Below are 21,452 nucleotides of genomic sequence, written 5' to 3' on the forward strand. Positions count from 1 at the left end.
AAAGTATTGTAAAAATTTATGATTTAATTTTTTCCGAATTTAAAATAAAATTCGGAAAAAATTATTATTCAACAATATTAATTATGAGCGAGTTTTATAAAATTTTTATTAATTTTTTGAGATTTAATACTTTTTGCTTATATCAACAAATAGATTTTATACAAAATACTATTTTATTGATTATTAATTTTATTAGTGATTTTGTTTCATACTGAGTATTATTAATAATTTTCTAATTTTTACTTTTTTACATATATTTTTCTATATATCTTATCATAATGAGTAAAAATTTATATTAGTATATTTTAAAATAAATTTAGTATTTTATAGTTCATAATTTTTATTTTTATCTTTTTAAAAAAGACAAAAAATATGAAAAAATTTATTTTTTCTTGACAAATAAACTTATATTAAATACACTTGCGAACCTATTTTAGTTTTTGTGATACTTATCACATGTTCTTTAATGGGTTGGCTTAAATGCCAACGAGTTCTTTTAAAAGGAAAAATTATGGAAAGAATTAGGTTAAAGTTAAAAGCTTATGACCATAGGGTTCTAGATCGTACAGTTGCGGCAATTGTTGAAGCCGTTAAGAGAACTGGTGCTGAAATTAGAGGTCCAGTGCCAATGCCTACAAAAATAAAGCGTTATACCGTTTTAAGATCTCCGCACATCAATAAAGATTCAAGAGAACAATTTGAAATGAGAATTCACGCTCGTATGATTGATATTTTGGCTGCTACTACTGACACCGTTGATAGCTTAACAAAGCTTGATTTGGCACCAGAAGTTAATGTTGAAGTTCGTGCAATGGGCAAGTAAGGATAGAGTATGGAATATATTGTTGAAAAAATCGGAATGAGTAGAACAATTAACACATCTAGCACTCCTGTAACATTACTTAAGTTAGTAAAAACAAAAGTTTGCGAACTTAAAGATGGTAAAGCTATCGTTGCTTACGCACAAGGTAAACATCAAAACAAGTGCATAGCAGGTCAGCAAAAAAAATACAGCCTAAGTGCAGAGTTTAACAAATTTGCTAGTTTAGAAGTAGCAAATAAAGAAGCAGGTGACATTGACACTACACCTTTAGCTGAAGCAAAAGTTTTAAAAGTAAGCTTTAATTCAAAAGGTAGAGGTTTTGCAGGTGTTATTAAAAGACACGGATTTGCAGGTGGTCCAGCAAGTCATGGTAGCCGTTTTCACAGACGCTCAGGTTCTATAGGTAACCGCGAGTGGCCAGGTCGTGTTCAAAAAGGACGCAAAATGGCGGGTCATTTTGGTAATGAATTAGTTACTGTTAAAAATGAAGTTGTTTCATTTGACGCTGAAAATGGTGTTTTAGTATTAAAAGGTAGCGTTGCAGGTTATAATGGTGCAATGGGTAAAGTAAGGATTGTAAAATGAAAGTATGCGTATTAAACGATAAATTTGAAAAAGCTAGCGAGCTTGATTTACCAGCAAGATACGCTGAAGTAAATCCTCATAACCTTTATTTATATGTAAAATCATATCAAGCTAGCATGAGAGCAAATACAGCTCATACTAAAGGTAGAAGTGATGTTAGCGGTGGTGGTAAAAAACCATGGAGACAAAAAGGTCGTGGCGGTGCTCGTGCAGGTTCAACTAGAACTAACGTATGGGTAGGTGGTGCAGTTGCATTTGGTCCAACAAATAATAGAAACTATTTTCAAAAAGTAAATAAAAAGCAAAAGAGATTAGCATTTGAAAGAGCTTTAGCTGATAAAGCAAATGCAAACGCAATATTTGCAGTAGATAATATAGTTATTGAAAGTGGTAAAACAAAAGATGCAAGAGCTATGATTAATAAAATAGGTGTTAAAGATGCTTTAATAGTTAAATCATTATTAGATGAAAAAACATTATTAGCATTTAGAAATCTTGCAAATTGTTATGTTGTTGATATTACTGAAGTAAATGCTTATTTATTAAGTATATTTAACTCAGTTATTATTGAAAAAGATGCTTTAGCATCAATTACGAAAGAGGGCTAAGATGGCTGATATCACAGATATAAAAAATATAGTTTATACAGAAAAAACTTTAGGCCTTCAAGAAAGTGGCGTAGTAGTTATTCAAGCTAGCCCTAAAATGACAAAAAATGGTCTAAAGCAAGTGTTAAGAGAATATTTTGGTATCGTTCCTTTAAAAATAAATTCATTAAGAATGGATGGAAAAGTTAAAAGATTTAGAGGAATTGAAGGCCAAAGAAGTGACTTTAAAAAGTTTTATGTAAAGCTACCTGAGGGTGCTAGTTTAGAGAATAAGGAAGGCTAAGATGGCTATTAAAACTTATAAACCATATACCCCAAGCAGAAGATATATTACAGGTGTAAGTAGCGATGATATTACAGCAAAAGCTAGTGTTCGCTCATTACTTGTAAAACTTCCAGCTGCAGCAGGTAGAAATAACAACGGAAGAATAACAAGTCGCCATAAAGAAGCAGGTGCCAAAAAACTATATCGTATCATTGATTTCAAAAGAAATAAATTTGGAATTGAAGGTCGTGTAGAAGCTATTGAGTATGACCCATACAGAAATTGCCGTATTGCATTAATTGCTTATAAAGATGGTGAAAAAAGATATATTATCCAACCTCGTGGTTTAGCAGTAAATGACATTGTTTGTTCGGCTGCTGAAGGTTTAGATATTAAACCAGGAAATGCTATGAAATTAAAATCAATTCCTGTAGGTACAATTATCCATAACCTTGAGTTAAAACCAGGTAAAGGTGGACAAATGATTCGTTCAGCAGGTTCTTTTGCTCAATTAATGGGTAAAGAGGAAAAATATGTAATCGTTCGCTTACAATCAGGTGAAATGAGAAGAGTATTAGCTGAATGTATGGCTAGTATTGGTGAAGTTGGTAATGAAGATTGGGCTAACGTTACAATCGGTAAAGCAGGACGCAATAGACATAGAGGTATTCGCCCACAAACTCGTGGTAGTGCAATGAACCCAGTAGATCACCCACATGGTGGTGGTGAGGGTAAAAAGAACTCAGGTCGTCACCCAGTAACACCTTGGGGTAAACCAACTAAAGGTGCTAAGACTCGCCGTAAAAAGGCTAGCGATAAGCTAATAATATCAAGAAGAAAAGGAAAATAAGATGGCTAGATCATTAAAAAAAGGTCCTTTTGTTGATTCTCATGTTATGAAAAAAGTTATCGCAGCAAAAAAAGCTAACGATAATAAACCAATTAAAACTTGGTCAAGAAGAAGCACTATAACTCCTGATATGATCGGTCTTACTTTTAACGTTCATAATGGTAAAAGCTTTATTCCAGTATATGTAACTGAAAATCACATAGGTTATAAATTAGGTGAATTTGCACCAACTCGCACATTTAAAGGCCACAAAGGTTCTGTGCAGAAGAAAATTGGAAAATAAGGGGTAGTAGATGAGTAAAGCATTAATTAAATTCATAAGACTATCACCAACTAAGGCAAGATTGTTAGCAAGAGAAGTTCAAGGAATGAATGCTGAATTAGCAATGGCTAGTTTAAAATTTATGCCAAATAAAGCAGCAAAATACATTTCTAATGCAATTTCAAGTGCTGTTGCAAATGGTGGATATGAGCCAAGTGAAGTTGTAGTAAGTTCATGCCGTGTTGATGCAGGTGCAGTTCTAAAAAGAATTAGACCAAGAGCAAGAGGTAGTGCAAGTCGCATTAGAAAACCAACTGCTCATATTATGGTTGAAGTAAGCAGAGCAAAAACTGAAAGTAAGGAAAGCTAAAATGGGACAAAAAGTAAATCCGATCGGTCTTAGACTAGGAATTAATAGAAATTGGGAATCAAGATGGTTTCCAGCTAAAGCTAGTTTAGCACAAAGCATAGGCGAAGATTATAAAATCCGTGCTTTTCTTAAAAAAGAGCTATACTATGCAGGCGTTAGTCAAATAATAATAGAAAGAACTGCTAAGAAATTAAGAGTTACTGTAGTTGCAGCTCGTCCTGGAATTATCATTGGTAAAAAAGGTAGTGATGTTGAAGTAATTAAAACAAAACTACAAAAAATTATCAATAAAGAAGTAAATCTTAATATTAAAGAAGAGCGTCGTGCTAATGCATCAGCTCAATTAGCAGCAGAAAGTGTTGCAACTCAACTTGAAAAGCGTGTTGCTTTCCGCCGTGCTATGAAAAAAGTTATTCAAAATGCACAAAAAGCAGGAGCAAAAGGTATTAAAGTTAGCGTTGCAGGTCGTTTAGGTGGTGCTGAAATGGCTAGAACAGAGTGGTATCTTGAAGGTCGTGTGCCTTTACATACTTTAAGAGCAAAAATTGATTATGGTTTTGCTGAAGCTCATACAACTTATGGAAACATAGGTATTAAAGTATGGATATTCAAAGGTGAGGTATTACATAAAGGTGTTCAAGCTGATAAAACTGAAGAGCCAGCAGCAAAGAAGACAAGAAGAACCAGAAGAGGTAAATAATTATGTTGATGCCAAAAAGAACAAAATTTAGAAAAATGATGAAAGGCCGCAATCGTGGCTATGCTTGCCGTGGCACAAAACTTGCTCTAGGTGATTATGCTTTAAAAGCTACTGAGGGTGGTAGAGTTAATTCACGCCAAATTGAAGCAGCTCGTATTGCTCTAACTCGTCATGTTAAAAGACAAGGTAAATCATGGATAAGAGTATTCCCAGATAAACCTTTAACTAAAAAACCACTTGAAACAAGGATGGGTAAAGGTAAAGGTAGTGTTGAAGAATGGGTAATGAATATTCAACCAGGCAGAATTCTTTTTGAAATGACAGGCGTTAGTGAAGATATGGCTAGAGAAGCTCTTGCACTTGCTATGAGTAAATTACCATTTAAAACTAAGTTCGTTACAAGAGAGAGTGAAAATGAAATATACTGAGCTAAAAGATAAAACAGCAGAAGAATTAAATGCTATGTTAAAAGAGAAAAAGGTGCTTTTATTTACACTAAAACAAAAGCTTAAAACGATGCAGCTTACAAATACAAATGAGCTTCGCGTAGTAAGAAAAGATATTGCTAAAATCAATACTGCAATATCAGCTATGAAATAAGGGGCTAATTATGAGTTTTAAAAGAGAAATACAAGGCGTAATCGTTGCAAAATCAGGTGATAAAACAGTTAGCGTTCTAGTTGAACGTAAAGTTGTTCACCCAAGATATAGAAAGATTGTAAAACGCTTTAAAAAATATTTAGTTCATGATGAAAAAAATACTGCTAATGTTGGCGATACAGTTGTGGCAATTGAATGCAGACCATTGTCAAAACGCAAATCTTTTCGTCTTAAAACAATCTTAGCAGCAGGAGTTGAGTAATGATTCAAAGTTTTACAAGGCTTGTAGTTGCTGATAATAGCGGCGCAAAAGAAATTATGTGTATAAAAGTATTAGGTGGTAGCAAGAGAAGATATGCTACTGTAGGTGATGTTATAGTTGCATCTGTTAAAAAAGCTTTACCAAATGGTAAAATTAAAAAAGGTCAAGTAGTTAAAGCTGTAATCGTAAGAACTAAAAAAGAAGTTCAAAGAGAAAATGGCTCATTAATTCGTTTTGATGAAAATGCAGCAGTTATTTTAGATGCTAAAAGAGAGCCAGTTGGAACTCGTATTTTCGGGCCAGTTGGTAGAGAAGTAAGATATGGTGGCTTTATGAAAATTGTTTCACTAGCTCCGGAGGTTTTATAATGGCTGTTAAATTTAAAATTAAAAAAGGTGATAATGTAAAAATTATCGCAGGTGATGATAAAGGTAAAACAGGTGTTGTAAAGGCAGTTTTTCCTAAGAAAAATCAAGTAATCGTTGAAGGTTGCAAAATTGCTAAGAAAGCAGTTAAACCAAGCGAGCAAAATCCACAAGGTGGTTTTGTAAATAAGGAAATGCCTATGGATATTTCAAATGTAGCAAAGGTGGAGGCATAATATGAGATTAAAAGAAAAATATGTTAATAGCATTAAGCCTGCTATTGCTAAAGAATTTGATATTAAAAATCCTATGTTAATTCCTGCTATTGAAAAAATTGTAATTAGCGTTGGTTTAGGTGCTGAATTTACTAAAGATCAAAAAGTATTACAAAGCATTGTTGATACAATTAGTTTAATTTCAGGACAAAAAGCAGTTGTAACTAAAGCTAAAAAATCAGTTGCTGGTTTTAAAGTAAGAGATGGTTTCCCTGTTGGTGTAATGGTAACTTTAAGAAAAGACAATATGTATGCATTTTTAGATAAGTTAATTTCTATTGCATTACCAAGAGTTAAAGACTTTAGAGGCCTAAGTAGAGATGGTTTTGATGGTCGTGGAAATTATAGCTTCGGTTTAAATGAACAATTAATGTTCCCTGAAGTTGTATATGACCAAATTTTAAGAACCCATGGTATGAATATAAATGTTGTAACAACAGCAAATAGCGATAAAGAGGCATTAAGATTATTAGAATTATTCGGTGTGCCTTTCACAAAAGGAAAGTAATATGGCAAAAAAATCAATGATAGCAAAAGCTGCTCGTCCAGCTAAGTTTAAAGTTAGAGCTTATACAAGATGCCAAATTTGTGGTCGTCCACACTCAGTATATAGAGATTTTGGAATTTGCCGTGTGTGCCTAAGAAAAATGGCTAATGAAGGATTAATTCCTGGTCTTAAGAAAGCTAGCTGGTAAGGAGAAGTTATGATTAACGATTTAATTTCAGATTCACTAACTCGTATTAGAAATGCAGCACTTCGTAAATTAGATACAACAAAATTACTACATTCAAAAGTTGTAGAATCTATTGTTGATATTTTTAAAGCGAAAGGTTATATTGAAGATTATAGCGTTGTTGAAGAAGATAAAAAGAAATTCATCAATGTAGTTTTAAAATATGATGAAAAAGGCAAAAGCGTTATTAATGAAATAAAGCGTGTTAGCAAACCTGGTCGTAGAGTTTACCGTGGTAAAGATGAAATCAAAAGATTTAAAAACGGTTATGGAACAATAGTTGTAAGTACAAGCAAAGGTGTTATTAGCAATGAAGTTGCTTATAAAGAAGGCATCGGTGGCGAAGTACTTTGCACTATTTGGTAATTAATGCTTTTTATGGCATTCGGAAAGCTTAAGCTTTCCCTAGACAAATAAAAAGGAAAAATATGTCAAGAATAGGAAAACAACCAATTGAAATTCCAGCTGGAATTTCAGCTAAAGTAGATGGTAATGTTCTTAGTTTTACTAAAGGAAATGTAAAAAAAGAACTTGATTTTAAAGGCCATGTAAATGTAGAAGTTAAAGACAATCAAGTAGTATTCACTCCAAAAAGTGATGATAGAAGTTCAAGAGCTTATTGGGGAACTTACAGAGCTTTAGCTAATAATATAGTAATAGGTCTTACTCAAGGATTTAAAAAAGTATTAGAAATAAATGGTGTTGGATATAAAGCTGCAATGAAAGGTAAAACTTTAGAAATGGCTTTAGGTTACTCACATCCAGTAATTTTTGATGCTCCAGAAGGCATTGAAATAGCAGTTGAGAAAAATACTATCGTAATTACAGGTGCTGATAAGCAAGTAGTAGGTCAAGTTGCAGCTAAAATTCGTGAATTTAGACCACCTGAGCCATATAAAGGTAAAGGTATTAAGTATTCAGATGAGCGTATTATTCGCAAAGCTGGTAAAACATCTAAGAAGTAAGGGATAAATAATGAGAGCAAATATCTTAAAAAGAAAATTATCTCTTAGAATTAAGAGAAAAAAGAGAATTCGTGCAAAAATTAGCGGTTGTGCAACTTTACCAAGAGTATCTATTTTTAAATCAAATAGAACGCTTTATGTTCAAGCAATTGATGATGTAAAAGCTCACACAATAGCTAGCGTAAATGGTAAAAAATTAGGCATTAAAGCAAATATTGAAGGTGCTAAGAAATTAGCAGCTGAATTTGCAAAAAGCTTAAAAGCAGCAAAAATTGAAGAAGCAGTTTTTGATAGAAATGGTTATTTATACCATGGTGTTGTAGCAGCTTTTGCTGATGCTTTAAGAGAAAACGGTATCAAACTATAAGGATAAATTATGGAAAAATATAATAGAGAAGAATTTGAAGAAGTAATTGTTGATATCGGTAGAGTTACAAAGGTTGTTAAAGGTGGTCGCCGCTTTAGATTTACAGCACTTGTAATTGTAGGTAATAAAAATGGCCTTGTAGGTGTTGGTTATGGTAAAGCTAAAGAAGTTCCTGATGCTATTAAAAAAGCAGTAGATGATGCGTTCAAAAATATCATTTCAGTTAAACTTCGTGGCCAAACAATCCCACACGATATTGAAGTAAAATACAATGCAAGCCGTATTTTATTAAAACCTGCTAGCGAAGGTACTGGAGTTATCGCAGGTGGTTCAAGCCGTCCAATTATTGAACTTGCAGGTATTAAAGATATTCTTACAAAATCACTTGGTTCATCAAATCCAGGCAACGTTGTAAGAGCTACAATCAAAGCTTTAAGTATGTTGAAAGGATAAAAAATGGGACTTGAAAATTTACAAAAAGCAGCAGGCTCTACTCATAAAACAAAAAGAATAGGCCGTGGTCAAGGTTCTGGCTGGGGAAAAACTGCTACAAAAGGTGGTAAGGGTCAAACAGCTAGAAAAGGTTATAATGAAAAAAGAGGTTTTGAAGGTGGTCAGCAACCACTTCAAAGAAGATTACCTAAAGTTGGTTTTACTTCTAAGTTTGAAAAACCTTATGTAATTAATGTTGAAAAAGTTACAGCTATTAAAGAATTAAAAGAAATTACTTTTGAAAGCTTAAAAAGTGTTCATAAATTTTCTTCAAGCGTTAAGAAAATAAAATTAATTGGCGCAAGTGCTAGTTCATTAGTAGCAAAAATCAAAGACGAAAACATTAAAACTAGCGGAAGTAAATAATGAATAAAAATCTTGCCAATAAAATTTTTATAACATTGGCGCTTTTATTTGCTTACAGGATACTGGCTTACGTGCCAGTTCCTGGCGTAAATGTAGATGTAATTAAAGAATTTTTTGAATCAAACACAAATAATGCTTTAGGTATGTTTAATATGTTTAGTGGAAAAGCTGCTGAGCGTTTATCAATCATATCTTTAGGTATAATGCCTTATATTACTTCATCAATTATTATGGAATTACTTGCAGCAACATTTCCAAATATCGGTCGTATGAAAAAAGAACGCGATGGAATGGTTAAATATATGCAAATTATTCGTGTAGCAACTATTGTAATTACTTTAATTCAAAGTGTTGGAGTTTCAGTAGGGCTTCAAAGCTTACACTCAAGAACAGGTGAAGCTGCTATTATGATTGATTTTAATACATTTATAGCTTTAAGCGCTGCTAGTATGTTAGCTGGAACTATGTTGCTTATGTGGTTAGGCGAGCAAATTACTCAAAGAGGTATTGGCAATGGTATTTCATTAATTATTTTTGCTGGTATCGTTTCGGGAATTCCTAGTGCGATTTCTAGCACAATTAACCTTGTAAATACTGGTGAATTAAATTTCTTAGTAGTAATTGGTATTGCCTTAGTTATTATTGCAGCTATTGGTGCTATTATTTATGTAGAATTGGGAGAAAGAAGAATTCCAATTTCTTATAGTAGAAAAGTTTTAATGCAAAATCAAAATAAAAGAATTATGAATTATATTCCTATTAAATTAAATTTAAGTGGTGTAATTCCTCCAATTTTTGCTAGTGCAATTTTGACATTTCCTGCTACTGTTTTACAATCAAGTACAAATGAATACATTATGAAAATTAATGATATTTTCAATCCAAATGGTTATGTATTTCATATTTTTACATTCTTTTTTGTAATCTTTTTTGCATATTTTTACGCATCAATTGCATTTAATGCAAAAGATATTTCAGAAAACCTAAAAAAACAAGGTGGTTTTATTCCAGGTATTCGTCCAGGAGAAGGAACAGCTTTATATTTAAATGAAATTGCAAGTCGCTTGACATTAAGTGGCTCAATATATTTAGCAATTATCGCTACGCTTCCTTGGCTTTTAGCTAAATTTATGGGAGTTCCATTTTATTTTGGTGGAACATCAGTTTTAATTGTTGTTCAGGTAGCACTTGATACAATGAGAAAAATTGAAGCTCAAATGTATGTGAATAAATATCAAACCTTAAGTGCAGTAGGCTTATGATTATAAATAGGCAAATATTTTTGCCGATTATTTTGGCTATATTTTTTGTGGCTTGTTCGCAAAATATAGCCAACAATAACTATGAAAACTATCAAAATAAAATCAATGGTGTAGTATTAATTGATGATGTTTATTCTAATTATCCAGCACAAATGTTTACTCCTAATGCTATTTTTGATACTAAATTGGATATAGAAAAATTACAACAAACAAATAAAATTGTAGAGCGTATTTTAAATTCTTCAAGTGAGTGGAGATATACTCCTTATAGACTTGGCGGCACTAATAAAAACAAAGGTGCGGATTGTTCTTTTTTTACTCAAGAGATTTATAAACAAGTATATGGATTTAATCTAAGTAGAAGCACAAAAGAACAAAGATTAGGTGGTAAAAAAGTTTCAAAATCTAAGCTTAAAGCAGGAGACTTAGTGTTCTTTAGAACAGATGGACCTTTTGGCTTACATGTTGGAATTTATCTTGAAAATAACAATTTTATACATTTATCTTCAAAAGGTGGAACAAGAATTCAAAGCCTTAATGTAAGATATTGGAATACAAGATATTTAGATGCAAGAAGGTATATAAATGCTAAATAAAATAGCAATTTTTGATAGTGGTGTAGGTGGGCTTGGAACTTTAAAATTATTAGTAAAAAGCCGTGTAGCAAAAGAAATAATTTATTATGCTGATAATAAAAATGTCCCATTTGGAACTAAAAGCAAAGAAGAAATTTTAAAAATAGGTCAGAATGCAATTGATTATTTAACAAGTTTAAATGTAGATTTGATTATTTTAGCTTGTAACACGGTTAGCTCAATTTTAAGCGAGCTAAATGTAACTATTAAAGTTCTTCCTATAAGTGATTATGGTATTTTAGGGCTTAGTCAAATTGCTAATAATCAAAATTCTTTAGTAGTAGCTACAAAAGCAACTCTTAGCTCAGGGCTTTATCAAAACGCTTGTAAAAAATATAATATAAAAGCTGATTTTATAAGTCCTATTTCTTTTGTTCCTATTGTTGAGAGTATGGATTATTCTAAAGCGAGTGAAGATTTTGCAAATTATTTTAATAAAAATAATTATGATTATATTCTTTATGCTTGTACTCATTATCCATTTTTAGAGCAAGAATTTAAAACTTATTTTCCTAAAGCCACATTGATTGACCCAGCAAAAATTTTAGCACAAACTATGCAAGATGAATTTTTTAATAAAGATTTTAAATCAGAAATTATAATTGATTTTAGAGCTAGTAAAGATACTAAGATATTAAAAGATTTTTATGAAAGGATTAAAAATGTATGAGATTTTAGTAAGACCTTGTGGAGATTACGCTACAAATTGTTATATCGTAAAGCACGAATTAGGAGATATTGTAATAGACCCAGGCAAAGGTGCTTTAAGTTTTATTAAAGAAAACTCAAACAAAGTTCTAGCGATTTTAAACACTCACGGACACCACGACCACATATGGGACAATAAATTAGTAGCACAAGAATTTAACGCTCCTTTATATACCCCAAAAGATGATATATTTATGTTAAAAAATCCTTTTTATGGTTTTTTACCAAGCGATGATATAGCAATAGCCGTTGAAGACAAAGAAGAATTAGTGTTTAATGGTTTAAAATTTACTTTTCATCATTTTGCAGGTCATACTCCAGGTTGTTCTATGATTGAATTTGATGATGTTTATTTTAGTGGGGATTTTTTATTTGAAAGAAGTATAGGCAGATGGGATTTTGAGTTCTCAAATGCTGATGATATGGTAAATAGTCTTGAAAAAGCAAAGAATTTAAAAGATGATTTTTATTTACTACCAGGTCATGGAAATCAAACAAAAGTTAGTTTAGAAAAACCACATTTTGATTCTTGGATAAGATACATTAAGCAATGTTAATAATAGAATTAATTTTAGTATTTTTTGGTTTGATGGCTTGGTTTTTTCAAAAAGCATCACCAAAAAATGAAAAAATAGAAAGACTTAGTAGAAAATGTCCTTGCACAAGAATGGCTAATACTGGGCTTTTAACTAAAATATTTCTTTATTCAGCCATTGGTATAATTATAATTAATGCTTCAATGTTAGACTATGTGGGTTTTAATAAAGATAATATCTCTCAATTTATAATAGCCCTAGTGCTTGTATTTTTGGGGTATAAAGTAAGAAAGGATGAATATGATAGAAATTAAAAAACCAGCAGAAATAGAAAAATTAAGAGTAGCTAATAAAATGGTTGCAAAAACGCTAGATTATCTTGAAACTTTAATAAAACCAGGAATTTCTTTAAAAGAATTAGATAAAGCTGCAGAAGATTATATCTTAAGTCTTGGTGCAAAACCAGCTTTTAAAGGGCTTTATGGTTTTCCAGGTGCAATTTGTGTTAGTCTTAATGAAACTTGCATTCATGGAATTCCTGATGATAGAGTTTTAAAAGAAGGCGATATTGTAAGCTGTGATGTTGGAACTTTCATAGATGGATATTATGGCGACGCTGCTAGGACTTATGGTGTTGGCAAAATCTCTAAAAAAGATGAAGAATTAATTGCTTGTAGCAAGGATTGTTTGTTAAATGCAATAAGTCATATTAAAGATGGTATGAGATTTAAAGAGCTTAGCAAGATTTTAGAAGACTTTATTCGCTCTCGTGGTTTTGTTCCACTAGAAGGATTTTGCGGACACGGCATTGGTAGAAAACCACACGCAGAGCCTGAAATACCAAACTATCTACACCCAAATGATAGTATTAAAAATGGTCCAAAGATTAAAAATGGAATGGTATTTTGTATAGAGCCTATGATTTGTCAAAAAGATGGAAGACCTAAAAATCTAAAAGGTATGTGGGAAACTGCTTCAGCAGATGGGTTAAATACTGCTCATTATGAACACTGCGTAGCTATTGTAAATGGAAGAGCCGAGATTTTATCAATTAATGAGTAAATTATGGATGCGAAAATAATTAAATCTAAATTAGATTTTAGCAGTGTTTTGTATTTTGTATTTATTTATTTGATTATTGCAATAACACAAGGAGCTTTTAAAGCAGGCTTTGTTTATTTAGGCATATTTTTCTCAATTTTGCTTGTGATTTATATTTATGATATGCCTATAATTAAAGTGATTTTGTATAAAGATAAAATTGGAGTTAGATTTATATTTTTTACAAAATACATAAAACTAAGCGATATTAAAAGCTATAAAAGAAAAAAGAGATTTTTAAAAATCAAAACCAATGGCTTATTTTATTCAAATATAAAATTAAGAAATTTTCATACAAATAGCCTTGATGAAATAGAGCAACACTTAAATGCTATAAATGAATAAAAATTGTGGAATTTAAATTAGGAAATTATCCTAATTTAAATTCTTTATTCAACCGTTACGCTTTTTGCTAGATTTCTTGGCATATCTACATTTGCACCAACACGATTTGTAATTTCTAGTGCAAATAATTGCATAATTACCATCATTTCAAAAAACTCGCTTAGATAATGTTCTTGTTCGCTTGTTTTTATAAAATCATCAGCTTCGCTAAACTCAATAGGAGAAATTGCTAAAATATTTGCATCTCTTGCACTTAATTCTAAGACATTTGAGCGAGTTTTATCATATAAAATATTTTTTGGCATAAATGCTATTGTAAATAATTCGCTATCAGCAAGTGCAATAGGACCATGTTTCATCTCTCCTGCTGCGTAGCCTTCTGCGTGCATATAGCTTATTTCTTTTAATTTTAATGCTGCTTCAAGTGCAAGTGGATAAAATAAATCTCTACCTATAAAGAAAAATCCGTGTCCGTGTAAGTATCGCTTGCTTAAGCGTTTTAATTTATCGTGAGTATTTTTATTTACTTTTAATACATTAGATAAATCCTTAATAGCAAGTAATTCTTTTTTAATATCTAAATTAGGATTTTTATTTAAATACAATGCTAGTAGCCATAGATTTAGCATTTGAGCACAAAATGCTTTAGTGCTTGCTACGCTTTTTTCAATCCCTGCACGAATTAAAATACAATAATCAGCTTCTCTTGCTATGCTTGAATTATCAACATTGCATAATGCTAAAGTTTTAAGCCCAGCATTTTTTGCTATTTTTAAAGCTTCAAGAGTATCAGCTGTCTCGCCGCTTTGAGATATACAAACGAATAAAGCATTTTTATCTAAAAAGCCATTTTTATATCTAAACTCACTTGCTATTTCTACACGGCATTCAATATTAGCACTTCTTTCATAAATATAGCTAGATGCTAATGCTGCGTGATAGCTAGTGCCACAAGCGCAAATTATGATTTTACTAAAGTCTTGATTTAAATTCTTTAGCTCATCAAAACATACTTTATCATTAATAATTCTTCCTATTAATATATTTTGAACGATTTGGCTTTGCTCGTAGATTTCTTTTTCCATAAAAGTATCAAACCCATCTTTTAAAGCACTTTCTTTATCACAATTTAATTCTTTAAACTCAACAACGCCATTTAATAAATGGATTCCATTTTTATCTAAAAAGCCAAAATCCCCATCGTTTAAATAAGCAACTTGTTTGCAAATTCCAACCAACGGAGCATCACAAGATGCCATATAAAACTCACTATTATTTGAGCCTTTTCCTATTATTAGTGGTGCGTTTTTCTTAGCAAAAAATATAGTATTCGGAGCTTTTTTTGTGATTAATAATATTGCATAAGCTCCATCAATTTTTTTAATAACTTCACTAAAAGCTTTTTCAGGGCTTAAAGTATTTGCATATTTTTCAAACAAATGAACAACAACTTCTGTATCTGTTTGCGAATTAAAATGTGTGGTTTTTAGTTCTTCTTTTATTTCTTTATAATTTTCTATAATTCCATTGTGTATTATGCAAGAATATTCGCCGTAATGTGGATGAGAATTTGTATCATCAGGTTTTCCGTGTGTTGCCCAACGAGTATGACCTATAGCTACACCTTCATCATTAAAGTTTAAATTTTTCATAAAATTAACAAGATTTTCTAATTTTCCTGCCTTTTTAAAAAAGCTTAATTCATTATTTTCTAACACAGCCATACCTGCACTATCATATCCACGATATTCAAGCTCTTTTAATCCTTTTAATATAATTTCTTTTTTTTCTAATTGTCCTAAATATCCAATAATTCCGCACATTTTTAATCCTTTAATAATAAAAATTACGCTAATTTATAGTAAGTTGTTAAACAAAGATAAATATAATCACTTTTCTTTTTTAAGGATGGTAAATGGATATTTTAGAAGCGTTAGACGAAGGTAAAAGATTAAGCGAAGAAGATTGTTATAAGTTATACGATTTAGATTTGCAAGTCTTAGGATTTTACGCTAATAAAAAGAGATTAAAACTTCACGGAAAAAAAGTTTATTTTAATTGTAATCGTCACATAAATCCTACAAATATGTGCGTTGATACTTGTGCTTTTTGTGCATTTTCAGCTCATAGGCACAATCCAAATCCATATCATCTAACACACGAAGAAATCTTAAAAATAGTTGATGATACCGTTACTCGTGGGACAAAAGAAATACACATTGTTTCAGCTCACAATAAAAAAGGTGGTTGGGAATGGTATTTTGAGATTTTTAGAAAAATTAAAGATAAATACCCACATTTACATATTAAAGCAATGACAGCTGCTGAAATTAATTTTATTGCAAAGAGTTTTTTTGATGGAGATTATTCTGCAGTAATTGACAAAATGCTTGAATATGGAGTTGATTCTATGCCGGGTGGCGGTGCTGAAATTTTTGATGAAAAAGTTAGAAATGAGCTTTGTGCTAGCAAAGTTAGTTCTGATAATTGGCTTAAGATTCATGGGCTATGGCATCAAAAAGGAAAACAAAGTAATGCAACTATGCTTTTTGGACACATTGAAAGTCGTGAGAACAGAATTGACCATATGCTAAGACTAAGAAAACAACAAGATATTAGCAAAGGATTTAATGCTTTTATTCCGTTAGTATGGCAAAAAGACAATTCGTTTTTAAAGGATTTAAAACCGCTTGGAAGTATAGAAATTCTAAAAACTATTGCAATAGCAAGGCTTGTTTTAGACAATATTTCTCATATTAAAGCTTATTGGGCGACTTTAGGGTTAAACCTTGCAATGGTGGCTCAAGAATACGGAGCAGATGACCTTGATGGAACAATAGAAAAAGAAAATATCCAAAGTGCAGGTGGTGCAAAAAGTGCGAATGGCATTACGCTACAAGACTTCATAGACAATATCAAAACATCAAATTTAATTCCAATAGAAAGAGATAGTTTATATAATGAGATTAAGGAATATTGATTGAATTCTTTATATGTTTTTAGCTCCATTTTAAAAACATCATTCAAACTCATTATGCAATTAATATATGATTGCAAAAAATATACTTTCAAACAATTTAATCTAATAATTTCTTACTACAAACAAAAGGATACTGCTATGAGCTAGAATTTTTAATCTTATTGTGTTTAATCTTAGGTGCTTTACGCTAAATATTTTTTTATAAGGGAAAAAAATGGACTTTTTTAAGTTAAAAGAAAACAATACAAGTGTTAAAAATGAGTTTAATGGTGCTTTAGCAACATTTTTATCAATGCTTTATATTATTCCAACTAATGCTTTTATAGTAAGCAATACAGGGCTTAGTGTAGAAGCTTTAATGCTAGCAACTGCTTTAGTAACTATAATAGCAACTGCATTTACAGGACTTTTTGCAAATTCTCCAATAGCAATGAGTACAGGTATGGGGCTTAATGTATTTTTTACATTTTCAATGTGCAAAGGTCAAGGAATTCCTGTTGAAACTGCTTTAGGTGCTGTTTTTATAAGTGGTTTTATATTTTTAGTTCTTTCTTTTACAAATTTTCGTATTTTTATTTTAAAAAGTATTCCTGAAGATTTTCGCCGTGCTATAAGTGCTGGTATTGGGTGCTTTCTAGCGTTTATGGGGATGAATCAGGCTCATATTGTTACGGCTGATCCTGTAACTCTTTTAAAAATAGGTAATTTTGCAGACCCGAATGTGTTATTTTGTTTATTTGTATTATTTTTAATTGTTTGTTTTTGGGCTTGGAAGATTAAAGCAGGTTTTATTTTAGCGGTTTTAATAGGTAGTATTATCGCTTGGACTTTTGGAATAGGTGGAGCAAAATTACCAAGTGAATTTGTGGCAATTCCAAATTTTAGTGAAAAAGATGGGCTTATGAGTATTTTTGCAAAACTTGATATTATGAGTGCTTTAAGTTTATCGGTATTACCTGCAGTAATGACACTTTTTGTAACTCAATTATTTGATAGTATAGGCACGATTACTGGTGCTGGAATTAGGGGCGGAATATTTAAAAATAAGACAAAATCAGACGGAACTCTTGATGATAGTGGAGATAAAAAATTAGGTAAAACTATGATAGCTGATGCGGCAGGAACTTGTATCGGAGCAGTTATTGGCACATCAACCGCAACTGCATTTGTAGAAAGTAGTGCTGGTATAGAAAGTGGTGCTAGAACAGGACTTAGCAATATATTTTTAGCGGGAATGTTTTGTCTTTGCATATTCTTTTTACCATTTTTCCAAGCAATTCCTGTTAATGCTATTTATCCTATCTTGATAATGGTTGGAATTTTAATGTTTATGGAAGTTAGCAATATTGATTTTAAAGACCCTGCAAATAGTGTTGCTACGTTTTTTACAGTAATTATGATGCCATTTACTTACTCAATTACTACAGGTATTGCTTTTGGATTTATTTCTTATGTATTAGTTAGATTATTAAGAAAAGAATTTAATAAGCTAAGTAGTGGTATAATCGTTATCTCTATTATTTGTATGGCAGTGTTCTTGCTACAATTTATGAAATTTAATTAAAAGGTAAAACTATGTATAAATATACTTACGATGAATTTAAAAATGACTTTGAGCCGTTTGCAAAACGCATTCAAGATGAGTTCAACCCAGACGCTTTTGTAGGTGTTGCTCGTGGTGGTCTTACACTTACTCACGCATTATCAACTGCGCTTAAAAGCAGAAATGCTTTTGTATTAAATAGTATTCATTATGACGGGCAAAAAAAATTAGATACTATTGAAATTACTAATATTCCTGATTTAAGTAAAGCTAAAAAAGTTTTAATCATTGATGATATCGTAGATAGTGGTGAAAGTCTTGATGCAATTCGTAAAAAAATCTTAGAAATTTACCCACATTTAGAAGTTAAACTTGCTGTTATTTTTTATAAGCCAAGTGCTATTATAAAACCTGAATTTTGTGTAAAAGAAGCTAAAGAATGGATTAGTTTCTTTTGGGATTTTGAAGTATGATTTATGAAAATAGTTTTTGCTATATTAAACGCCACGAGAGTTCTATCCCGTGGCTAGAAATCCATGCAAAAGACGAATACAAAGAACTTAGTAATGATGAAGAAACAAGCCTAAAAATTTTTAAAATTGCTATGCTTATAGAAAAAGAAATGATTAATTTTTATAAGCCAACTAAGATTAATCACGCTTCATTTGCTAACTACTTGCCTAAAGCCCATTGGCATATAATGGCTAGATTTAGTGATGATGGATTTTATCCTGAATGTATGTGGGGTAAGCAATTAGGGGATTTAAAAGATTATAGAGCTAGTTTTGATGAATTTTGCGATATTTTAGTAGCTAAGTTAAAGAATTTTAAATAAGTAGAAATCATATTTAATTTTTACTTATTTAAAACATATTACTTTCTTAAATCTTTTAATAAAATCTTATTCTCTGCTGATATTTTTGCACTATAACTTATCTTTTGAAACATCATTGATAAAGTTTCATTATCTAATTTTTTAATTTTTAAAAAATTAAAAGTTTCATCAAAATTATTACTTAAAAGTTCGGTAAAATACCAAGCTCTAGCCATATTTACATAATATTCTTGACTTTTTATACTAAATATTTTTTCTAATTTTGTGGTATCACTGCTAAAATATCTTATAAAACATAAAATTCCAAATCTTTTTTCATATATTGCGCTAGATTCAATCCATTCGCATATGATTTGCTCTACCTTATCAAGATTATTATCAAAACACTTAGGTCTTATAGTATCGCAACTACACCAATTATCTATGATTTTTAATATTATTTTTAAATTCTTAACTACTAAATCATAATCATCTAACTCATTTAATACGTGTATGTAAAGTTGCATTTCATCAAAACTTTTAAAATTAGTATTTAATAAATAATCATTTAAATCATACTTTTTAATTATAGTTTTTGCATACCTTTTAAGCTTATTATTTCTAACTCCTATTATTTTATAGTTAGTAAATACTGATTTTTTGCAATAACTTTTATATATTTTATCTATATGTTTTTGTAAATATTCTTTAATTTTCATTATAGCTCTTTCGTTTTGTTTAAAAAAATAATCTTACTATAAATACTTTTACTAAGTATTAACCTAGCTTCTTTAAAATCATCGCAACTTAGACTAGTTTTTTACTCCTTGAGAGACTTAAACCCCTTGAGAAATCAAGGGGTTTTCCTTTTTTAAGAATAATTCAAATTACATTTTTTTAAAAATTTATATAACTTTAAGCTTAATTTTCAAAATTTATGCTACTATTCCCTTACATTTTTACAAAAAAAGGAGAAAAAATGAAATTAGTTAAATTAAGTTTAGCAGCAGTTGTTGCTGCAGGTTCGTTCTCATTCGCGAACGCAGTTGCTTTAGATGAAGCTATTCAAAATGTAGACCTATCAGGAATGTTAAGATATAGATATGATACAAAAAGATATGAAAGTGGAAACAAGTATAATACAGCACATAAGTATAAAGCTCAATTAAAATTTGGTGCTGATATAGCTGATAATTTTAAAGCTACAGCATTATTCCAATATGAAAACGCTGATAAGTCTTTTGGAAATGATGCGTATTTAAACGATAAAGAAACTTTTGCTGTAAGAGATGCTTACTTAACTTACACAAACTTTGATACTTCATTTATGTTCGGTAGAATGGAAATCGGCTCAATTTGGACTGATGATTTACTAGGAACAGGATTAAAAATAGTAAATAACAGCATTGAAAATGTAACTTTAGCAGCTTATGCATTTGATAATTATAACAATGATGAAGATTTAAGTAGCGTTTTATTTGTTAAAGATGAAAATGGTAAAAAATACGCTACAAGTAAGAACCTTTATGGTATAGCAGCAATTGCTAATTTTGACCCAGTAGCAGCTCAACTATGGGTTTCAAATATGGCTAGCTGGGGCACATTCTATGCAGTAGATTTCAATGTTGCTCTAGGTGACAAAGATGATTTCGCATACAATATTCACGCTCAATACGCAGGCAATAGCCTTAAAAAAGATAGAAAAGAAAGTTTAAGTGCTGCAAATGGTAACTTCTATGCAGTAGAAGCTGGTTTTGATGCATTCGGCTTAGATTTCAATGTAGGTTATGCTGGTTATGGTAAAAAAGATAAAGATACAATTAATAGTGTAGAAGATAGTGGTCAATTAATCAACTACGGTGAAATAGTAATGGATGGATACCAAGGTGATAAAGGTAAAAAAGATTTCGTATTCGGAACAATTGGCTATACATTTGAAGATGTAAGATTTGGTGTTGATATTATTAGCGGAACAAATAAAGTTGAAGGTGCTGAAAAAGAAAAATTATTTGAAGTTAAACCACAACTATCTTATAAATATAGCGACAAACTAAACTTCTCAGCATTCTATGCTTATGGAACATCAAAACAAGCTGATGATAAAACAACTGATAAACTAATCAGATTCCAAGCTAAATATACATTTTAATTAATTGCTAGGCTTTAAGCCTAGCTTTTTAAAGACTTAGAATGAAAAAAATTTTATTATTTTTATGTATTATAAATTCTATAAATGCAGTGACTACAGATGATTTATTAAATTATACTTTTAGTGATAATTTAGATATTAATTTAGGTAAAGAACTTTTTATAAATATTCATAAATGCAATTCTTGTCATGGAGATTTAGGAGATAAATCAAGCACTACATTTAAATCCTTAAACACTCATTCAGCATCTACTTTAAAATCAATGTTAAAATCTTACAAAAACGATAAAGATTTTGGAGGCAAAACAAGATTTGTTATGCAAAGATATGCAAATAAATTGTCAAATAAGGATATTGATAATATTATAGCTTATATAAAAGGTAAAGATAATTTAGAATTACCTAATTCAAAAAATATTGAACCTGCTAAAAAAACTAAAGATAATTTATATTTGGAATAAAATCTAAATATAAATTCCTATTTTAAAAC

35 protein-coding genes are annotated in these 21,452 nt (G+C 30.6%); 33 read left to right on the top strand and 2 right to left on the bottom strand.

Annotation, left to right across the window (positions count from 1 at the left end; translation table 11 throughout):
• Window positions 1-511: 511 nt before the first annotated feature.
• The 27 genes from rpsJ to KJQ97_RS05650 all read left to right on the top strand — a co-directional run bounded on the left by rpsJ (window position 512) and on the right by KJQ97_RS05650 (window position 13,476).
• Entirely contained in the window at window positions 512-823 is a 312-nt protein-coding gene (rpsJ, locus tag KJQ97_RS05520; protein WP_214116107.1) for a 30S ribosomal protein S10, read from the top strand.
• Window positions 824-832: 9 nt separating this feature from the next.
• The gene (gene rplC, locus KJQ97_RS05525; protein ID WP_214116105.1) at window positions 833-1,408 is read left to right on the top strand and encodes a 50S ribosomal protein L3; all 576 of its coding nucleotides are present in this window, start codon (window positions 833-835) and stop codon (window positions 1,406-1,408) included.
• On the top strand, window positions 1,405-2,016 hold the full coding sequence (gene rplD / locus KJQ97_RS05530) for a 50S ribosomal protein L4 (RefSeq protein WP_214116103.1): 612 nt from the start codon (window positions 1,405-1,407) through the stop codon (window positions 2,014-2,016). Before rplC ends, rplD begins: the two co-directional genes overlap by 4 nt.
• A gap of 1 nt (window position 2,017) precedes the next feature.
• A complete protein-coding gene (locus KJQ97_RS05535; protein ID WP_214116101.1) occupies window positions 2,018-2,299 on the top strand; it encodes a 50S ribosomal protein L23 in 282 nt (93 codons plus the stop codon).
• Window position 2,300: 1 nt separating this feature from the next.
• Complete coding sequence (gene rplB / locus KJQ97_RS05540; protein WP_214116098.1) at window positions 2,301-3,131, top strand: 50S ribosomal protein L2; 831 nt, start codon at window positions 2,301-2,303, stop codon at window positions 3,129-3,131.
• Window position 3,132: 1 nt separating this feature from the next.
• Window positions 3,133-3,414, top strand: a complete 282-nt coding sequence (gene rpsS / locus KJQ97_RS05545) for a 30S ribosomal protein S19 (RefSeq protein WP_214116097.1) — start codon at window positions 3,133-3,135, stop codon at window positions 3,412-3,414.
• Between the two features lie 10 nt (window positions 3,415-3,424).
• A complete protein-coding gene (gene rplV, locus KJQ97_RS05550; RefSeq protein ID WP_214116095.1) occupies window positions 3,425-3,763 on the top strand; it encodes a 50S ribosomal protein L22 in 339 nt (112 codons plus the stop codon).
• A 1-nt stretch (window position 3,764) separates the two neighbouring features.
• Window positions 3,765-4,463, top strand: a complete 699-nt coding sequence (rpsC, locus tag KJQ97_RS05555) for a 30S ribosomal protein S3 (protein WP_214116093.1) — start codon at window positions 3,765-3,767, stop codon at window positions 4,461-4,463.
• Window positions 4,464-4,465: 2 nt separating this feature from the next.
• Window positions 4,466-4,891: a 50S ribosomal protein L16 gene (rplP, locus tag KJQ97_RS05560; protein WP_214116091.1), complete on the top strand. Its 426-nt coding sequence runs from the start codon at window positions 4,466-4,468 to the stop codon at window positions 4,889-4,891.
• A complete protein-coding gene (rpmC, locus tag KJQ97_RS05565; RefSeq protein ID WP_214116089.1) occupies window positions 4,878-5,063 on the top strand; it encodes a 50S ribosomal protein L29 in 186 nt (61 codons plus the stop codon). The genes rplP and rpmC overlap by 14 nt, the downstream gene beginning before the upstream one ends.
• 10 nt (window positions 5,064-5,073) lie before the next feature.
• Complete coding sequence (gene rpsQ, locus KJQ97_RS05570) at window positions 5,074-5,325, top strand: 30S ribosomal protein S17 (RefSeq protein ID WP_214116088.1); 252 nt, start codon at window positions 5,074-5,076, stop codon at window positions 5,323-5,325.
• Complete coding sequence (rplN, locus tag KJQ97_RS05575; RefSeq protein ID WP_214116086.1) at window positions 5,325-5,693, top strand: 50S ribosomal protein L14; 369 nt, start codon at window positions 5,325-5,327, stop codon at window positions 5,691-5,693. The genes rpsQ and rplN overlap by 1 nt, the downstream gene beginning before the upstream one ends.
• On the top strand, window positions 5,693-5,926 hold the full coding sequence (gene rplX / locus KJQ97_RS05580) for a 50S ribosomal protein L24 (RefSeq protein ID WP_214116077.1): 234 nt from the start codon (window positions 5,693-5,695) through the stop codon (window positions 5,924-5,926). Before rplN ends, rplX begins: the two co-directional genes overlap by 1 nt.
• Window position 5,927: 1 nt before the next feature.
• Window positions 5,928-6,473, top strand: coding sequence for a 50S ribosomal protein L5 (rplE, locus tag KJQ97_RS05585; RefSeq protein WP_214116075.1), 546 nt, complete (start codon window positions 5,928-5,930; stop codon window positions 6,471-6,473).
• Between the two features lies 1 nt (window position 6,474).
• On the top strand, window positions 6,475-6,660 hold the full coding sequence (locus KJQ97_RS05590) for a type Z 30S ribosomal protein S14 (protein ID WP_172234194.1): 186 nt from the start codon (window positions 6,475-6,477) through the stop codon (window positions 6,658-6,660).
• A 9-nt stretch (window positions 6,661-6,669) separates the two neighbouring features.
• The gene (gene rpsH / locus KJQ97_RS05595; protein ID WP_214116073.1) at window positions 6,670-7,065 is read left to right on the top strand and encodes a 30S ribosomal protein S8; all 396 of its coding nucleotides are present in this window, start codon (window positions 6,670-6,672) and stop codon (window positions 7,063-7,065) included.
• Between the two features lie 62 nt (window positions 7,066-7,127).
• Complete coding sequence (gene rplF / locus KJQ97_RS05600) at window positions 7,128-7,664, top strand: 50S ribosomal protein L6 (protein WP_214116071.1); 537 nt, start codon at window positions 7,128-7,130, stop codon at window positions 7,662-7,664.
• Window positions 7,665-7,674: 10 nt separating this feature from the next.
• Window positions 7,675-8,031 (top strand): 50S ribosomal protein L18, encoded by a 357-nt coding sequence (gene rplR / locus KJQ97_RS05605; protein ID WP_214116069.1) that lies wholly within the window; start codon window positions 7,675-7,677, stop codon window positions 8,029-8,031.
• 9 nt (window positions 8,032-8,040) lie between these two features.
• Window positions 8,041-8,484, top strand: a complete 444-nt coding sequence (gene rpsE / locus KJQ97_RS05610) for a 30S ribosomal protein S5 (protein ID WP_214116067.1) — start codon at window positions 8,041-8,043, stop codon at window positions 8,482-8,484.
• A 3-nt stretch (window positions 8,485-8,487) separates the two neighbouring features.
• Window positions 8,488-8,889 (top strand): 50S ribosomal protein L15, encoded by a 402-nt coding sequence (rplO, locus tag KJQ97_RS05615; RefSeq protein ID WP_214116065.1) that lies wholly within the window; start codon window positions 8,488-8,490, stop codon window positions 8,887-8,889.
• Entirely contained in the window at window positions 8,889-10,151 is a 1,263-nt protein-coding gene (gene secY / locus KJQ97_RS05620) for a preprotein translocase subunit SecY (protein ID WP_214116056.1), read from the top strand. Before rplO ends, secY begins: the two co-directional genes overlap by 1 nt.
• Window positions 10,148-10,747 carry an NlpC/P60 family protein gene (locus KJQ97_RS05625; RefSeq protein WP_214120228.1) on the top strand — a complete coding sequence of 200 codons (600 nt, stop codon included), beginning with the start codon at window positions 10,148-10,150 and terminating at the stop codon, window positions 10,745-10,747. Before secY ends, KJQ97_RS05625 begins: the two co-directional genes overlap by 4 nt.
• Window positions 10,737-11,456, top strand: coding sequence for a glutamate racemase (locus KJQ97_RS05630; protein WP_214120229.1), 720 nt, complete (start codon window positions 10,737-10,739; stop codon window positions 11,454-11,456). The genes KJQ97_RS05625 and KJQ97_RS05630 overlap by 11 nt, the downstream gene beginning before the upstream one ends.
• Window positions 11,449-12,051, top strand: coding sequence for an MBL fold metallo-hydrolase (locus KJQ97_RS05635; RefSeq protein WP_214120230.1), 603 nt, complete (start codon window positions 11,449-11,451; stop codon window positions 12,049-12,051). The genes KJQ97_RS05630 and KJQ97_RS05635 overlap by 8 nt, the downstream gene beginning before the upstream one ends.
• The gene (locus tag KJQ97_RS05640) at window positions 12,045-12,344 is read left to right on the top strand and encodes a hypothetical protein (protein ID WP_214120231.1); all 300 of its coding nucleotides are present in this window, start codon (window positions 12,045-12,047) and stop codon (window positions 12,342-12,344) included. Before KJQ97_RS05635 ends, KJQ97_RS05640 begins: the two co-directional genes overlap by 7 nt.
• Window positions 12,331-13,092, top strand: coding sequence for a type I methionyl aminopeptidase (map, locus tag KJQ97_RS05645; protein ID WP_214120232.1), 762 nt, complete (start codon window positions 12,331-12,333; stop codon window positions 13,090-13,092). The genes KJQ97_RS05640 and map overlap by 14 nt, the downstream gene beginning before the upstream one ends.
• 3 nt (window positions 13,093-13,095) lie before the next feature.
• Entirely contained in the window at window positions 13,096-13,476 is a 381-nt protein-coding gene (locus KJQ97_RS05650; RefSeq protein WP_214120233.1) for a hypothetical protein, read from the top strand.
• 44 nt (window positions 13,477-13,520) lie between these two features.
• Here KJQ97_RS05650 and glmS read toward each other — a convergent pair whose 3' ends face one another.
• Window positions 13,521-15,299: a glutamine--fructose-6-phosphate transaminase (isomerizing) gene (glmS, locus tag KJQ97_RS05655; protein ID WP_214120234.1), complete on the bottom strand. Its 1,779-nt coding sequence runs from the start codon at window positions 15,297-15,299 to the stop codon at window positions 13,521-13,523.
• Window positions 15,300-15,391: 92 nt separating this feature from the next.
• Here glmS and mqnE point away from each other — a divergent pair, with 92 nt between their 5' ends.
• The 4 genes from mqnE (at window position 15,392) to KJQ97_RS05675 (ending at window position 18,834) form a co-directional block, all read left to right on the top strand.
• Window positions 15,392-16,456 (top strand): aminofutalosine synthase MqnE, encoded by a 1,065-nt coding sequence (gene mqnE / locus KJQ97_RS05660; protein WP_214120235.1) that lies wholly within the window; start codon window positions 15,392-15,394, stop codon window positions 16,454-16,456.
• Window positions 16,457-16,670: 214 nt separating this feature from the next.
• Window positions 16,671-18,020 (top strand): NCS2 family permease, encoded by a 1,350-nt coding sequence (locus KJQ97_RS05665; protein ID WP_214116030.1) that lies wholly within the window; start codon window positions 16,671-16,673, stop codon window positions 18,018-18,020.
• A gap of 11 nt (window positions 18,021-18,031) precedes the next feature.
• Window positions 18,032-18,472, top strand: a complete 441-nt coding sequence (locus KJQ97_RS05670) for a phosphoribosyltransferase (RefSeq protein ID WP_214116028.1) — start codon at window positions 18,032-18,034, stop codon at window positions 18,470-18,472.
• Window positions 18,469-18,834, top strand: a complete 366-nt coding sequence (locus tag KJQ97_RS05675; RefSeq protein WP_214120236.1) for an HIT family protein — start codon at window positions 18,469-18,471, stop codon at window positions 18,832-18,834. Before KJQ97_RS05670 ends, KJQ97_RS05675 begins: the two co-directional genes overlap by 4 nt.
• Before the next feature lie 38 nt (window positions 18,835-18,872).
• On the opposite strand, the gene KJQ97_RS05680 is transcribed toward KJQ97_RS05675, so the two are convergent.
• Window positions 18,873-19,532: a DNA alkylation repair protein gene (locus KJQ97_RS05680; RefSeq protein ID WP_214120237.1), complete on the bottom strand. Its 660-nt coding sequence runs from the start codon at window positions 19,530-19,532 to the stop codon at window positions 18,873-18,875.
• A 260-nt stretch (window positions 19,533-19,792) separates the two neighbouring features.
• Here KJQ97_RS05680 and KJQ97_RS05685 point away from each other — a divergent pair, with 260 nt between their 5' ends.
• Both KJQ97_RS05685 and KJQ97_RS05690 read left to right on the top strand, forming a co-directional pair.
• Window positions 19,793-20,962 (top strand): major outer membrane protein, encoded by a 1,170-nt coding sequence (locus KJQ97_RS05685; protein WP_214120238.1) that lies wholly within the window; start codon window positions 19,793-19,795, stop codon window positions 20,960-20,962.
• A gap of 41 nt (window positions 20,963-21,003) precedes the next feature.
• A complete protein-coding gene (locus KJQ97_RS05690; RefSeq protein WP_214116020.1) occupies window positions 21,004-21,423 on the top strand; it encodes a c-type cytochrome in 420 nt (139 codons plus the stop codon).
• Window positions 21,424-21,452: the final 29 nt, after the last annotated feature.

The sequence above is a fragment of the Campylobacter sp. 2018MI01 genome, assembly GCF_018501205.1.
Lineage (GTDB): Bacteria > Campylobacterota > Campylobacteria > Campylobacterales > Campylobacteraceae > Campylobacter_E.